The sequence below is a fragment of the Flavobacterium galactosidilyticum genome (assembly GCF_020911945.1).
GTDB classification, from domain to species: domain Bacteria; phylum Bacteroidota; class Bacteroidia; order Flavobacteriales; family Flavobacteriaceae; genus Flavobacterium; species Flavobacterium galactosidilyticum.
In genome coordinates this window covers 525451-540162 of record NZ_CP087135.1, presented here as the reverse complement: position 1 = coordinate 540162, position 14712 = coordinate 525451, and the positions used below count along the sequence as shown (strand labels likewise).

Sequence of the window (14712 nt, the reverse complement as noted above, 5' to 3'; positions counted from 1 at the left end):
CATGAATATGGGTGTAACATCATCATCAATTGCGGAGGAGTTAAAAGGTAAAATATCTGCAAATAAAAGTTTATCAATTAGGATTGAAAGGTCAAAGGAGTTGAATTCTCAGCTCCTTCTTGACAAGAAGGAAATAGCCTCTTTACTGGAAAGTTTGTTTCGGAACTCTATTAAGGATGATTATTATTTTTTTGATTGTCCTTTGGCTGTTTATAAAAACAGCTTTAAAGTGAGGTTTGAGAAATTTGTCGAGCTTAACCTTGATGCTGAACGAGCTGATTTTATTCAGTCAGAAATTAGAAAACTTTACGACCCAGAAGAGAACAGGGTAATAATAACAGAATGCTATCATATTTATTCAGAAGGGTTAGCGAGCTTTAAAATATCCCTTGACAAAAAGTTGTCTTACTTAAAAGAAGAGCTAAATAAGGAGGGTTTTTATATGTCAAATGGACCCATTGAGAACATTTCTCCTTATGAAGATATTCCTTTAGATGATGAAATACGGTTTGATGTTGTAGAGGATGTAAGAGATGGAAAATTACAGATTACTGCCAATCAAATAGTCATTCTTCTAGATAAGGTAGGTTTCTTTAATGATAAAAAGATTAGACTTAAATCTCAAGCTAAACAGTCTGAAGTTATAAGTAAGATCACTGGACTGAATGTAAAAAATATAGCAACATATATTTCTAGACTGGAGCAAAAACCATCTTCAATAGGTGCTAACTATCAGAAGGATCTGGATTACATTGATTCGATGTTAGATGATATCTAACCTACTAATTTTTGTTTTTTAAGTTACTACTGGAGTAGCCTCGGTAGTAGGCTACTTTTCTTCCTACTACTCTTTAGTCGTTAATTTGCTTTATAACCTAAATATAAAAGCAATGAACGAACACATAGTTACACAAATCTACAACACTACGCCAGAACAGCTTAGAGAAATTCTGAGGGATGATACTCGAAAAGAAATAAAAGAGTTATTCAATAAATTGACGCCTAAGCCTCCAGTCGAATTTCTAACTAGGAAAGAGGTTTCAACAATGCTTAAGGTGGCTCTGTCTACTGTTTCTGAATGGGATAAGCTTGAAATTCTTAAGCCCTATCGCATCGGGAACTTGGTACGATACAAAAGTGATGAAATAGAAGAGGCTTTAAAAGCTATTAAAAAATAAGCGATGAAAAGTACTACTATACTAACCACCGCCCAAGCTTTTGACTATTACAAAGATACGGATAATTTAAGAAATTCTTTTAGTAAAGAGGACAGTATCCTGCAAGTTTTTACTCGTGATTTAATGGTAGTTAAATCAATGGCTGTCAAAGAAAATACTATGAGAAGCCAGCAATACAAAGAGTTAGAAAAACATTTCTATGATAACGGCTATGATGAGGCAATTAGATTTATGCTAGAATCAAGAAAAGAGTCATATCTGATTACAACAGAAAACATAAAAAAAAGTATAGAATTAATGTCCTTAACTAAAAGAGAGAAATCAATTGTGCAATATTTAAATTATCTGGAGGACAAAAAACGTGCAATTGTGCCATTATATAGTAATATTATAATTAATACAAATGATTGCACAAATGTCGAAAAATTGTCCAAGAGACAACTTAAGTATCTGAAGGCAAAAGTCAACAGTCTTAATCCGAAAGAACTATCTTTTTACAAATCCTTTTCTAGTATTGTAGAACTTGATAATGACGGTCTAACTCTTGTTAGAGCAAAAGTAAAAGTAGGGAAAATTAGTGCCTTTTATACTGCGAAGCTGCCTTACTGCAATATAGATTTTAAGAGCGCTGTAGAGTCATTAAACTCAATGGGAATTAAATCTTCTGAACAAGATGTAATTGCATTTCTATCTTTAATCATGGAGTTGTCTTACAATGGTATAAATGTTAATATACCTGCCTCATTCTGGGAAAGTATTTTTGGTAGAACTCAAATCAAAGAGGCTAAGCAAGTATTTCAAGATCTGGGTATTTTGACATTAATTAGTAAACCCATCCAAGGTTTTAAATCGGCAGGTTATAAAATTAACTTTTGCGACGCGCAAAATGTTGAAGTACGACCTCCAGTAGATATAAAAATTACAAGTATCAGAACCCTCGAAAAGCTGAACAGAATAAAAGTATACAAGGGAAACTTTACTTTAGCTGAGAAGATCGAAGCACTGGAACTAATTAGAGATTTAAGGTTGAAGGACCTTAAAAAGACGGGGAAAAATAATTTTACAAATATATTTTTGGAATCTGGTAAAGTACAAATTCTAATAAATGATTTAAAGAAAATGGTCGACATTATGAATGACAATAGATTTTACAATACTGCACTATCTTTAGGTGTTCATTTAACAGCTTATTTTACTCAAATTAAGGATGGTAAAAATAAAGACTATAGAGCCTTATGGCTTAAAGAAACCAATGAAAACACAATTTAAAATAACAGGCTTCTATTACGAAGTTCAGGGACTAAAGTTCCGCAAGTACTTAGATATCAAAACGGTTAACTCAGGGTGTAAAATCCCTGATTTAATGGTTGTAATGATGAATCCGGGCTCTTCGAAGCCCTTAGATGGTATTGAAAACAATACGAAAGAATCATTAGCAATTCCAGACAATACTCAAAACCAAATCATGAAAGTAATGCTCAACTGCAAACTTCAATATGCACGCGTTTTAAACCTTTCAGACCTACGCGAAGCTAATAGCAGTATATTCTATGGTAAAATAATAGAACTAGACCTTAAGCGCATCTCACACTCGATTTTTGATGAAAACCGTCATGAAGACTTTAATCAACTGTGGGTTAATAATGTACCTGTTATCTTTGGCTGGGGTGTCTCAGTGAACTTAATGCCACTTGCATTAAAAGCGATGATAGCCAGTAACGCTTCAAATCCCTGCGGTATATTAAAAGCAAATACTCAATGGGCTTTTTATCATCCTTTGCCTCCTATTCATAGCAAACAGCTCGAGTGGGTTACAATCATCTCTAAGCAGTTATTAATGCTTAATGCGACCGCTTAAATTAGCCAAATCCTTAATAAACGGTATTACTAAACATAGCACCGATGCAATGCTAATGCAATCTATAGTGTTTCATTCCTAAGGCAATTAGCAAACTCTACGTGCTAATTTAGTAATAACGACTTTACATACACAGACTTTTTTTCTCAATAAATCTGTGGTCTCCACAGTTGTCTACAATTATCTCCACTTCTTCAGAAAGTAGAATGCAACATGAGTGTTCGTTCTCTTGATAGGAAGTGGATTTTTTATTTAAAGTTATTATCTGTTAGAAGAAAACTCAAATGTCACTAAAACTGGGTATTGATTTTCAGTGGTATATATCGTTTATTTACCAGTTGCTTGGGCATTGTGGTTTTCCACATTATGGAAGAGTTTTTTTTCGATATCTTAGCGAACTATTTTATGCAATAATTATTAAACACAGAATGGCAAAGACCCCTATAAAAGCAGATATTAATTTTGAACAGGAATTATGGAAAGCGGCTAATGAGCTTCGTGGCGCAGTAGCTGAGAATCAATACAAAGACTATATACTTCCCCTAATTTTCTTGAAACACATGTCTGAGCGATATGAGATTCGCAGGGATGAGCTACTTGATTTAGTACAAGACAAAACATCTGATTACTATACTCAAAACCAAGACGAGATCAATTATGTACTGGAAGATGCAGACGAGTACCTTTCAAAAAACATCTATATCATTCCTAAGGAAGCCACCTGGGAGTACCTAAAAGAAAACGCAGAACAAGACAACATTAAAGTAATCATTGATGATGCCTTTGACGTTTTAGATAACACACTGGCGCAATTCCGACCTGATTTAAAAGGGATTTTACCTCGTCTTTTTGTGAAAAGTCAATTGTCACCAAGACAAGTAGGCGGATTAATCAATTTACTTTCTAACCCGAAACTATCTCAAAAAGAGAATCCCGAAAGCGATATCCTAGGGCGTGTATATGAATATTACATTGGTAAGTTTGCCATTGCCGAAGGTTCAGGTGCAGGGCAATTCTTTACACCAGGAAGTATCGTTCGTTTGATGGTTGAAATGATTGAGCCATACGAAGGAAAAATATTTGATGCAGCCTGTGGATCAGGAGGTATGTTTGTGCAATCCTTGAAGTTCTTAGAGTCTCATGGTGGAGACAAAAAGAACATTTCTATCTACGGACAAGAGCGTTATGATGGTACGTTGCGTTTGTGTAAGATGAACTTAGCCTTACGAGATCTATCCTTTGATGTACGTTTAGGAGACTCTTTGCTTAACGATAAATTCCCTGACCTAAAAGCAGACTTTATCATAGTAAACCCGCCGTTTAACGTGAGCCAGTGGCACCCTGAGGACCTGCCCGAAAACGACCCAAGACTCTTTGGACCCAAAGAAGAATTTACAACTGATGGTAGCGCCAACTTTATGTGGATGCAAACCTTTTGGAGTCATTTAAGCAACACTGGAACAGCTTCTGTAGTGATGGCAAACGGCGCAATGACTTCTAACAACAAGGGTGAGAAAAACGTGCGTGAGTATATGGTAAACAATAGCATGATAGACTGTATCGTGCGTTTACCAGACAAGTTGTTCCTTACTACAGGGATTCCTGCCTGTATATTTATATTAAGTAAAAACCGTGATGGCAAGGACGGCGTACACCGTGAGCGTAACAACGAAATCCTTTTTATAGACACCAGTAAAATGGGAACTATGGAAAGCCGCAAACTACGCATTTTTACTGATGACGACATAAACAAAGTAGCCGAAACCTACCACGCATGGCGTAATGTAGGAGGTAACTATGAAAACACTGATGGTTACTCGTATAATGCAACCATAGCCGAAGTAGAAAAACAAGGCTACAAACTTACGCCTGGTATTTATGTAGGTACTGAAGAAGCAGAAGACGATGGGATCTTGTTTGAAGATAAAATGGAAGCCTTAAAAACCCAATTACAGGCTCAATTTGCTAAAGGGAATGAGTTGCAGAAGCGAATTTTAGAGAATTTTAATAAACTGTAGATGCCACACAACTGGAAAACATATAAACTTGGAGAAATTGCCGATGTTCAGAATGGCTATGCTTTTAAAGCAAACGAATTAGTAGGTGAAGGTATTCCTGTCATTAAAATTAAAAATATCATTTCACCAAATGTAACAATAGAAGATGTAAGTTATTTCAATGGGAATCTAACTACCCAGCTTGAAAAGTATATTGCTAAACAAGGCGATTTTTTGATTTCTATGACTGGCTCAACTGTGAATGTTATGAGTTCTGCTGTTGGTAAAATGGGTAGATATAGATTGAATGATGTATCGCTAATTAATCAAAGAGTTGGTAAAATTTATGTAACTGTTCCAGATGTTGTTTCATTTGATTATTTGTGCCAATACTTAAACAGATATGAAATTCACTATAATCTTGCTCTTAATGCAACTGGTAGTGCAAATCAAGCAAATATATCTCCTGTACAAATAAAAAACATAGATATACTTTTACCCTCTTTAGAAGAACAACAAGCCATAGCCTCAATCCTTTCTGATATAGACGACAAAATAGAGAACAACCTCGCCATTAACAAAACCCTCGAGGAAATGGCCATGGCACTCTATAAACATTGGTTTGTAGATTTTGGACCGTTTCAGGACGGGGAATTTATAGAAAGTGAATTGGGGATGATTCCTGAAGGATGGAAAGTGAAGAAAATTGGAGATATAGTTACTGTAATAGGCGGTTACGCTTTCAAATCTAAATGGTTTCAAGAAACTGGAATTAAAGTTTTAAAAATCAAAAACATAAACAACAACATTGTTGATATTAGTAAATGTGATTGTATTTCAGAAGTAGTTTCAAAAACTATTAATAAAAAGTTCAATGTTACTAAAGGTGATTACCTAGTAGCTATGACTGGAGCCGAAGTTGGGAAAGTTGGAGTTGTTCCAAATTACAGCCAAGATTTATGGTTAAACCAACGTGTTGGAAAATTCAATGATAAAGTAATAAAAAATGCTTCCATATTAATTGGGAAAATTATGCAAACCAATGATTTTTATAAAATTATTCAAGGTCTTGCTTATGGTAGTGCACAACCCAACATTAGTTCTTCTGATATAGAGAACATAAATATTATATTACCAAATGACAACAATGTATTAGATGTATTAATTAATGATTTTGTTCATCTACATGATATAACCACTGAAAATTTAACTGAAAATCTAACCTTAACCCAACTCCGTGATACCTTACTACCCAAGTTAATCAGCGGGGAAGTACAGTTAAAAGAGTTTCAGGAACAACTAGCAACTATAATATAAAACCATGACTACAGAAGCAGTAATAGAACAGGCAACGATAGAATGGCTACAGGATTTAGGCTATACGCACGTAAAAGGCAACGAACTGCCCCAAAACGCAAATGCGGTAATCTTGAAAGACCGGTTGAAGGAGTTTATCGTCAAGCAATACCCACAACTCCCTGCTGAGATACACGATCTTGCCGTGGCTGACTTCTGTAACAATGCCGGTGCTGATGTAGCCTATAGAAACCGTAGTTTTCATTTAAAATTAACCAAAGGACTAAGCTACGAATACAAAGACCAGAACGATAACGAAAAAGCTGTTCATATTTATCCCATCGACTATCACAACCCGGAAAACAATGCTTTCTGGTGCGTTAATCAGTTCAGTATTGTAGGTAGAAATAAACGCCGTCCTGATATTATCATTTACATCAACGGAATACCTTTGGTGCTTTTTGAACTCAAAAACTGGTTTGACGAAAACACGACTATTAGCGAAGCTTTCAATCAAATACAGCATTACTGCAAGGACATTCCGCTTCTTTTCGAATACAACGCTCTAACGATTGTAAGCGATGGTAACGAAGCCCAACACGGGATGTTTAATAGTTCTTCAGAATGGTATGCTGCCTGGAAAAGTATTAATGGCATCGAAATAGTAGAGGATGATTTTCAGATGCACAGCTTACTATTTGGGTTGTTCCCTAAAGACCGTTTGCTGTCTTACATTAAAAACTTTGTCTTCTTTGAAGACCACAACGGTAAATTAATTAAGAAAGGGGCTAAATACCACCAGTTTTTTGGTGTAAACTTTGCCGTAGAAGCAGCCAAAAAAGCTATTAAGCCTTATGGTGATGGTCGTATTGGCGTAATCTGGCACACTCAAGGAAGCGGAAAAAGTATCTCGATGGCGATTTATGCAGGAATACTAAGAAGCTTGCCCGAGTTAAAAAATCCAACCATTGTGGTACAGGTAGATAGAAGCGATTTAGACTTTCAGTTATACGAGAACTTTGTTCTCGCCAAAGATTTAGTAGGCGATGTGCAGCATGCAGGTTCTACTGATGAGCTACGTCAATTATTATCCACAGGAAGTGGTGGCGTGATCTTTACGACTATTGAGAAATTCAGATTGAAGCAAGGCAACGAAAACGAACTAGGCGAAACAGCCCATCCAATACTTTCAGAAAGAGAGAATATTATCGTGATGGCAGATGAGGCGCACAGGACTCAATACGGCTTGTTAGATGGTTTTGCTTCTAATTTGCGTAAAGCCTTGCCTAACGCCTCTTTTATAGGGTTTACAGGAACACCAATAGACAGTAAAGATGCCGATACCCAAGAAGTTTTTGGAGAAACGATACATATTTACGATATAAAACAGGCAGTCAATGATAAAGCAACAGTGCCTATATACTACGAACCCCGATTAGCAAAACTACATTTAGGAAATCAAAATATCGATGCTGATGTAGATGCTATTACTGAAGATACCGAGGACGATGGCAGCCTAAAATGGGCAGCTATTGAAGATGCAGCAGGATCAGAAGACCGTGTCAATAAAATTGCTAATGACATCATGAAGCATTTTAAAAACCGTACCGAAACCTTACCAGGTAAAGCAATGGTAGTGTGTATGAGTCGCCGTAATAGTGTTAAGATGTACGATGCTCTAAAAGCTATTGAAGGATGCCCCGAAATTGCCGTTGTAATGACAGGGAACATCTCTAAAGATCCAATTGAATGGAACGAACACATTAGGACTCAGGATGCAACCGAAGCCTTAAAAAAGCGTTTTAGAAAACCCGAAGATCCTTTGCAAATTGTGATGGTTCGGGACATGTGGCTCACTGGATTTGATGCGCCTTGTGTACACACTATGTACGTCGACAAGATCATGAGAGGACATACCTTAATGCAGGCAATTACAAGAACTAATCGTGTTTTTAAAGACAAGCCATCAGGAGTTATCGTTGATTACATAGGGATTGGAGACCAATTGAAAATTGCAACTTCTAAATACACAGGCGGTGGCGGAAAGGGTAAGCCAACGATTGATATGCAACAAGCCCTAGAGTTATTTTATAACCAAATAGAAATATGTAAGGGCTTGATTTCTGAGAACATCGATTATTCGGACTGGAAAGGCTTACGCGAAAGCGATAAAATACTGCTAGTTAAGAAAGCACTAAATAGCATTATCAAATACGACGAGCCGGCCAATATGTTCATGCTTGAAGAAAAGAAACTGACAGGCTTATTATCAATTGTGAAGTCACAGACTGAAATACAGGAATATTCAGTCGACGTTTTATTCATACAGCATCTCTCTAAAGCTATTCGTAATGCTAAGTCAGTAAAAGGAAGCCGAACAAACCAAAAAGACCAGATCAAGGAACTAATTAGTCGTAGCATCGAGTCAGACGAAATTGTAGATGTATTCGCCATGGCTGGACTAGAAAGAGCTGACATTTCTATTTTAAATGAAGAGTTTCTCTTGGGAGCTAAAAAAGAGAAGGATAGCATAGACATTAAAATTGAGTTACTCAAGAACATCTTAATGGATGAGGTCAAATTGCGTTTGCATAAAAACATCAAAAAATACACCTCTCTCAAGGATGAACTGGAACGAGTGATCGAAAACTACCATAAGAATGCGATTGACTCCTATACCACTATTGCCGAATTAATAGAAAGAGCCAAACTACTTCAGGAAGAAGACCACCGCAACAAGGAATTAGGCTTATCAGACGAAGAGTTAGCTTTCTATGATATTCTGGCTTCAAAAAAAGATATTATCAAGGAAGCAGGTCCTGTTCAGGACATTGTGCACGGAGTAGTCAAAGCAGTTAAAAACAACTTGCAGATAGATTGGCTGAACAAAGAAGATGCTAAGGCTAGCATCCGATTGGCCGTCAAAAAAGAATTGCGAGGAAAAGTAAGCGTTGCCGAACTCAACGACATACTCCAGGAAATAATGGATCAAGCAGAAGGACAGTATGCCGAATGGAGGGCTTAGTGACGTTTATAAAGGTTGTTAGTTGTTTATAGAGTTCCTGCAGCACCTGTATAGCGATAAGGTAGCTTAAGAAGATTATTTCAAAAATATTACCTCAATTGCGGAAAACCGTAATGTATTGTAAGAAATACATTTTAAGTTTGATTAATTAATTAAAAAAAATAGAGATATGACTTGGTTATGGGTGTTAATAGGAATTGCAGTAGTTGTTTATGTTTTTAGTTTATTATCGGGGCAGTCAAAGGAGGATTCTGCAACTAATGCTGCAGGTGCTGCAATGGTAGGAGGCTCATGCATGTTGCAATTGTTTTTATCAGTATTAGGGATTTTATTTGCCATATGGATTTTTGGTTTCTTGTTTGGGTAGTATTGTAATAAACTTAATGTTAGTAAAAACCTACTGGTTTATGGGGTAATTCCCCATACGAAGAGGTGTCGTAGTTAGTCTTATTATACTAACTTAATTGTTCATTGAGAACACTTTGATACTTCCCCTAACTTTACAAGCAAAATGGATATACATTCTCAAATACATATATTAGATGAAAAATAAATACTTACTCTTAATTTTGTTTTCTTTCTGTTTTTTACTCTATGGATGTAAGTTTGAATGCGAAACTTGTAATGGTAAAGGAAAAAATAAATGCACGGAATGTCAAGGTGGTCATTTTGAATGTAACACCTGTGAAGGATCAGGAACTAGCGAGATTCAGTGCGCTATTTGCAATGGTTCGGGTGTAAAAGATTGTGCCTCTTGTGAAGGTTATAAAAATTTAATGTGCCATTTTTGTAGTGGTACAGGACAAATTGAAACAATTGTACAAATTGATGACGTAACTGGGGAGGTTTTTGATCCTGCTAATTCAACATGGTATCATAATGAATCTACTTTCTCGTCCTGTAACAATTGTAATGGAGCGGGAGGGCTACGTTGTGATTTATGTCAGGGTTCCGGGACAGCAGATTGTAAAGAATGTAATTCAGGTTATAAATATTGTGAGGATTGTAACGGCTATGGTAAGTTTTTATGTCCGACCTGTTACGGTGAGACAACTGTCAAGTGCAGAGATTGTTACGGTTATGGTGAGAAATAAACAGTCATAAGCATTCCTTATTTTGATGAAGGGGACTTTGTTTAACGACAAACAAAACGACAAACAAAAGGTCTCACTTTGGTCGTTCACTTTGTTCCGCTGGGCTGTTCCAGTCATTCGTACCTCTTTCCATTCCACAGATCATTTGCCATCAATAAAAAGAGCCACTCGAAAATGAGAAGCTCTTTTTTTTGTTGGCTGCATTCCCAGTCTTCACACGCTCTCTTCCTTCGTTCGGTCGGGCTTATACATCCATAATACAGCTTCATTTCGTTACGCTCCGCGAGCTCCGTTCCACTGCATTCCAGCAGTACAATGTCTGCCGCCCAACGTGATTTGCGGTTGCTCCTTCGCACAGCCATCGAGGTTGGCTCCGTTATCACTTTGCCTTAAATCAAGGAACGCCTAAAGGCTGTCTTTTATATTTTCCTCGCCGTTTCACGCTGCTATCCCTTCTCTTCACTTCGCAAGGACTACGTTTAATTCTCGGTCTAGCGTTGCTGTTCGATTGCCGCGAACACCGCCACCCGTTTACCAAAAAAAGCTTTCTATGAGCTGGAGTAAATAACGCTTTTTTTGCTTCACTTGGGGTGTTATTGTAGTTGTAAATAACTCAATCGCCGTAGGGCTATGCTCATTTTTTCGGAAGACTGCCAAGGAGAATTTATCTAAAAAATAACTTTTCGCAATGGCACCCTTCCAAAAAAATCGAGCGAACAATTAAAGCCAATCAGCAAAGTCTAGTCATTAATTAAGCTTATGGCTTTTTTAATAGCATATAAGCCCCCCCGCCTGAATTATATATTCAAAATCATATATTATATTATAAGCGGGGTAGGTCTGCTTTGAGAGGTCTTCTTTTGTCTAACTTAAACAACTTCAACACGTGCTTTTTAATATATATAGTACTTACTCCTGCGCTGATGTACTCATAGCTAAAAAAGCATATAAATAATACCTTTTTTCAACAGCTAATGTGTGGTAATACCATAATTATAATCTATCTATAGAGGTTTCTCTCCTTATATGTTGGTTTTTACGTTGCCAAATAAAAAAACGAGAGATATAAAATCAGTGATGTACTATGGTCGTTACCCCGCCGTCAAACTATGGGGAAAATGAAAATGGCAGTAAAATTTGTGAGTAGGATGCTTATTGCACTTGCTTATGATGGAGGGACTAGTCTAATAAAAGTATAAAGCTTAATAACCTGTAAATTGTAAATAATGGTTTTGCAGCACCCTAATTGGCACCCTTTTAAAATAAAAAATTCGCAACTAACTGATTAACAGTTTTGTTGCGAATTTTTAAAGTGGTACCTCCAGGGATCGAACCAGGGACACATGGATTTTCAGTCCATTGCTCTACCATCTGAGCTAAGGTACCGTGCTATTGCGGGTGCAAAGATAGGATGATTTTTAATATATCCAAACCATTTTTTTAAAAAAATCAATTCGTACCTTCGCAACTTCAAAAAATGAATTATGATTTTAGTTGTCGATGTAGGTAATTCTCGAATTAAAGCTGCTGTTTTTGAGGAGAATAAGATTTTGGAAATTTTTATTTTTACAAAAATAGAGCTCGAAAAAAAAATTGAAAATATTTTAAAAAAATTTCAAAAACTAGCTGATTTGGTTATTTCTTCGGTTGGAGATGTCGATAAACAAGCCTTTTTAGCATTCGCATCAGTGGTTAATGTGAATTTTATCTCTAATACAAATGCTTTTCCTTTCGAAAATAAATATAGTACACCCAAAACCTTAGGAATCGATAGGATGGTTCTTGCTGCAGGAGCGGTTTTGACATTTCCAAATCAAAATAGGTTGGTAATTGATGCTGGAACTTGTGTAACGTATGACTTTATAGATAAAGAAAATAATTACTTAGGTGGAGCAATTGCTCCTGGAATTCGGTTACGCTATGAGTCGTTACATAATTATACGGCAAAACTTCCCTTCTTGACTTTGGAACACCCTAAAGATCTTATTGGAAACTCGACTCCAGACTCTATTCATTCAGGAGTAGTAAATGGTTTAGTTTATGAAATAGACGGTTTTATAACTGATTATAAGTCTCGATATTCAAATTTTATAATAATTTTAACGGGTGGAGATACAGATTTCTTGGCTAAACGATTAAAAAATACCATATTTGCCAATTCAAATTTTCTGTTGGAAAGTTTGAATCAAACTTTTCAATATAAAATCAAAAATGATTAAAAAAATTATAGTAAGCGCTTGTTTGCTTTTATCATTAGTATCTTTTGCTCAAGAGGGAACAGCTTCCTCATATTCTTTTTATGGTATCGGTGATGTTAGGTTCAAAGGAACGCACGAAACGCGCTCTATGGGCGGGATTGCAATCGAGCAAGATAGTATTCACATGAACTTACAGAATCCGGCAAGTTACGCGAGTTTGAAACTGTCAACTTTTACTTTAGGAGGAACGCAAGCAACAACTAACTTAAAAAGTGAAGGTAAGTCAGCGAATGCTCGTAGAACAACTTTAGATTATTTAGCAGTAGGTTTGCCTTTGGGTAAATTTGGAGTTGGTTTTGGATTAATTCCATACTCTTCTGTTGGTTATAAAATTAGAACAATGGGCTCTCTTACAGAAAATAATCAAAGTTTTAATGGAACAGGAGGCATGAACAAAGCATTTCTTGGAGTTGGTTATAAAATAACTTCAGGTCTTAGTGCTGGTGTAGATGTTAATTATAATTTCGGGAAAATCGAAACTAATAATTTTGAATATATAACGGATGTCGCTATCGGGACACGAGAATTAAATAATGTCGATTTATCAGGTATTAATTTTAATGTTGGTTTGATGTATCAAACTAAAATTTATAAAAAACTATCCTTTTTTAGTAGTTTAAACTATTCACTTGAAAGTGATTTGAAAGCTAAAAATACTAGGAATATTGCAACAGCTTTATATAATAATAATTTCGACTTGCAAGTTGTAGACGTTTTAGAGGATGTGAAATCTGAAAAAGATTTAAAAGTCCCAAGTAAATACGCGATGGCTGCAGGTATCGGTGAAGCAAGAAAATGGTTAGTTGGAGTAGGATATACATTTCAAGGAGCCGGTTCTTTGAGTAATAATTATAATTCAACTGCAGATGTTTCTTATGAGAAAAGCTCTAAATATAGTTTAGGTGGTTATTATACACCTAATTACAGTTCTTTTTCAAACTACGCAAAAAGAATGACCTATAGAGGTGGGTTGAGGTACGAAAAGACAGGTCTAGTTATCAATAATGAGTCTATAAATGATATGGCTGTTACAGTTGGTGTAGGAATGCCGTTGTCAGGAACATTTTCTAATGTTAATTTTGGTATTGAAGTTGGGAAAAAAGGAACAACTACTGCGGGTTTAGTACAAGAGAATTATGCTAATGTAAGTGTGAGTCTTTCACTTAATGAGCAATGGTTTGTAAAACGTAAATTCAACTAAAAGAGTGCTTGTTACTAAAACTTCTGTGTAAGTTCAGCGTATGACTTTATTTAAAAAATACAAATTCAAATGGATTGTCATAGCTTTTGCTATGACACTGTTTTTTGGGTGCGAAAGTAATTTTAAGGAAATACAAAAAAGTAACTTTTCGGCATTTGTGCCCAGTAGTGATGCGGATATTGTAAATTTAAAATATACAGATTCAGGAAGAATTACAGCTGTATTAGTGAGTCCGAAAATGCTCGATTATGCTAGTATTAGGTTTCCTTTTACAGAATTTCCAAAAGGAATTGATGTGACTTTGTATGATAAAAATGCAAAAAAAACTTTTATAAGATCGAATTATGCTATTTCCTATAAAGGTTCAAGCATTATTGATTTGCAGGGAAAAGTAAAAATATATACGGAACAAGGTCAGATGCTTGAAACTGAGCAACTGTATTTTGATCAAAAAAACAATTGGTTTTTTACCGAAAGACGCTTCAAGTTTACGGATCCTAAAGGAGTTTCTAACGGACAGGGAATTGATTTTAGTAGGGATTTTAAAGTTATTAATTCGCAAAAAATAACAGGCGAAGTAGAAACGAATGATTAAATAGAAACACTATGAATTACTTAAAATTTACACAATACGTTTACCTAGTTTTTGGAGCTTATTTCATTTATGATGGTTTTACAAAGTTAAATGATCCATCAACAGGAAGTCCTTGGTTGAGTTTTATTATTGCTGCACTAGCGGTTTTTATGTTCTTTTTTAGAAGAAAATTTTCTAAAAAATTTGATGATAGAAATAAAAACTCCTAGG

At 35.8% G+C, this 14712-nt stretch carries 13 protein-coding genes and 1 tRNA gene; 13 read left to right on the top strand and 1 reads right to left on the bottom strand.

Features of this window, described 5'->3' with window-relative positions:
* The first annotated feature begins 7 nt into the window (after window positions 1-7).
* The 9 genes from LNP27_RS02405 to LNP27_RS02365 all read left to right on the top strand — a co-directional run bounded on the left by LNP27_RS02405 (window position 8) and on the right by LNP27_RS02365 (window position 10448).
* On the top strand, window positions 8-778 hold the full coding sequence (locus tag LNP27_RS02405) for a hypothetical protein (RefSeq protein ID WP_229942928.1): 771 nt from the start codon (window positions 8-10) through the stop codon (window positions 776-778).
* A 112-nt stretch (window positions 779-890) separates the two neighbouring features.
* On the top strand, window positions 891-1178 hold the full coding sequence (locus tag LNP27_RS02400) for a helix-turn-helix domain-containing protein (RefSeq protein ID WP_229942927.1): 288 nt from the start codon (window positions 891-893) through the stop codon (window positions 1176-1178).
* 3 nt (window positions 1179-1181) lie between these two features.
* Window positions 1182-2447 carry a hypothetical protein gene (locus LNP27_RS02395; RefSeq protein WP_229942926.1) on the top strand — a complete coding sequence of 422 codons (1266 nt, stop codon included), beginning with the start codon at window positions 1182-1184 and terminating at the stop codon, window positions 2445-2447.
* Window positions 2431-3036 carry a hypothetical protein gene (locus LNP27_RS02390; protein ID WP_229942925.1) on the top strand — a complete coding sequence of 202 codons (606 nt, stop codon included), beginning with the start codon at window positions 2431-2433 and terminating at the stop codon, window positions 3034-3036. The genes LNP27_RS02395 and LNP27_RS02390 overlap by 17 nt, the downstream gene beginning before the upstream one ends.
* A gap of 428 nt (window positions 3037-3464) precedes the next feature.
* Window positions 3465-5054 carry a type I restriction-modification system subunit M gene (locus tag LNP27_RS02385; RefSeq protein WP_229942924.1) on the top strand — a complete coding sequence of 530 codons (1590 nt, stop codon included), beginning with the start codon at window positions 3465-3467 and terminating at the stop codon, window positions 5052-5054.
* The gene (locus LNP27_RS02380) at window positions 5055-6350 is read left to right on the top strand and encodes a restriction endonuclease subunit S (protein ID WP_229942923.1); all 1296 of its coding nucleotides are present in this window, start codon (window positions 5055-5057) and stop codon (window positions 6348-6350) included.
* A 4-nt stretch (window positions 6351-6354) separates the two neighbouring features.
* A complete protein-coding gene (locus LNP27_RS02375; RefSeq protein ID WP_229942922.1) occupies window positions 6355-9354 on the top strand; it encodes a type I restriction endonuclease subunit R in 3000 nt (999 codons plus the stop codon).
* Between the two features lie 169 nt (window positions 9355-9523).
* On the top strand, window positions 9524-9721 hold the full coding sequence (locus LNP27_RS02370) for a hypothetical protein (RefSeq protein ID WP_229942921.1): 198 nt from the start codon (window positions 9524-9526) through the stop codon (window positions 9719-9721).
* Between the two features lie 175 nt (window positions 9722-9896).
* Window positions 9897-10448, top strand: a complete 552-nt coding sequence (locus LNP27_RS02365) for a hypothetical protein (protein WP_229942920.1) — start codon at window positions 9897-9899, stop codon at window positions 10446-10448.
* Window positions 10449-11761: 1313 nt separating this feature from the next.
* Here LNP27_RS02365 and LNP27_RS02360 read toward each other — a convergent pair.
* Window positions 11762-11834 (bottom strand) — tRNA-Phe (locus LNP27_RS02360).
* 98 nt (window positions 11835-11932) lie between these two features.
* Between LNP27_RS02360 and LNP27_RS02355 the strand changes: the two genes are divergently transcribed.
* Genes LNP27_RS02355 through LNP27_RS02340 form a run of 4 tightly spaced genes read left to right on the top strand, consistent with a single transcriptional unit; the run spans window position 11933 to window position 14711 of the window.
* Entirely contained in the window at window positions 11933-12667 is a 735-nt protein-coding gene (locus LNP27_RS02355) for a type III pantothenate kinase (protein ID WP_229942919.1), read from the top strand.
* The gene (gene bamG, locus LNP27_RS02350) at window positions 12660-13907 is read left to right on the top strand and encodes a BamG family beta-barrel-assembly machinery protein (RefSeq protein WP_229942918.1); all 1248 of its coding nucleotides are present in this window, start codon (window positions 12660-12662) and stop codon (window positions 13905-13907) included. Before LNP27_RS02355 ends, bamG begins: the two co-directional genes overlap by 8 nt.
* Before the next feature lie 40 nt (window positions 13908-13947).
* On the top strand, window positions 13948-14502 hold the full coding sequence (gene lptC, locus LNP27_RS02345; protein ID WP_229942917.1) for an LPS export ABC transporter periplasmic protein LptC: 555 nt from the start codon (window positions 13948-13950) through the stop codon (window positions 14500-14502).
* 11 nt (window positions 14503-14513) lie between these two features.
* Complete coding sequence (locus LNP27_RS02340; RefSeq protein WP_229942916.1) at window positions 14514-14711, top strand: hypothetical protein; 198 nt, start codon at window positions 14514-14516, stop codon at window positions 14709-14711.
* Window position 14712 lies beyond the last annotated feature (1 nt).

What these genes read in the sequence shown, in the direction of transcription:
- LNP27_RS02340 (WP_229942916.1), top strand. Translation starts at nt 14,514, where the DNA reads ATGAATTACTTAAAATTTACACAATACGTTTACCTAGTTTTTGGAGCT.
- LNP27_RS02390 (WP_229942925.1), top strand. Translation starts at nt 2,431, where the DNA reads ATGAAAACACAATTTAAAATAACAGGCTTCTATTACGAAGTTCAGGGA.
- LNP27_RS02370 (WP_229942921.1), top strand. Translation starts at nt 9,524, where the DNA reads ATGACTTGGTTATGGGTGTTAATAGGAATTGCAGTAGTTGTTTATGTT.
- LNP27_RS02385 (WP_229942924.1), top strand. Translation starts at nt 3,465, where the DNA reads ATGGCAAAGACCCCTATAAAAGCAGATATTAATTTTGAACAGGAATTA.
- LNP27_RS02365 (WP_229942920.1), top strand. Translation starts at nt 9,897, where the DNA reads ATGAAAAATAAATACTTACTCTTAATTTTGTTTTCTTTCTGTTTTTTA.
- LNP27_RS02395 (WP_229942926.1), top strand. Translation starts at nt 1,182, where the DNA reads ATGAAAAGTACTACTATACTAACCACCGCCCAAGCTTTTGACTATTAC.
- LNP27_RS02400 (WP_229942927.1), top strand. Translation starts at nt 891, where the DNA reads ATGAACGAACACATAGTTACACAAATCTACAACACTACGCCAGAACAG.
- LNP27_RS02375 (WP_229942922.1), top strand. Translation starts at nt 6,355, where the DNA reads ATGACTACAGAAGCAGTAATAGAACAGGCAACGATAGAATGGCTACAG.
- lptC (WP_229942917.1), top strand. Translation starts at nt 13,948, where the DNA reads ATGACTTTATTTAAAAAATACAAATTCAAATGGATTGTCATAGCTTTT.
- LNP27_RS02380 (WP_229942923.1), top strand. Translation starts at nt 5,055, where the DNA reads ATGCCACACAACTGGAAAACATATAAACTTGGAGAAATTGCCGATGTT.
- LNP27_RS02355 (WP_229942919.1), top strand. Translation starts at nt 11,933, where the DNA reads ATGATTTTAGTTGTCGATGTAGGTAATTCTCGAATTAAAGCTGCTGTT.
- bamG (WP_229942918.1), top strand. Translation starts at nt 12,660, where the DNA reads ATGATTAAAAAAATTATAGTAAGCGCTTGTTTGCTTTTATCATTAGTA.
- LNP27_RS02405 (WP_229942928.1), top strand. Translation starts at nt 8, where the DNA reads ATGGGTGTAACATCATCATCAATTGCGGAGGAGTTAAAAGGTAAAATA.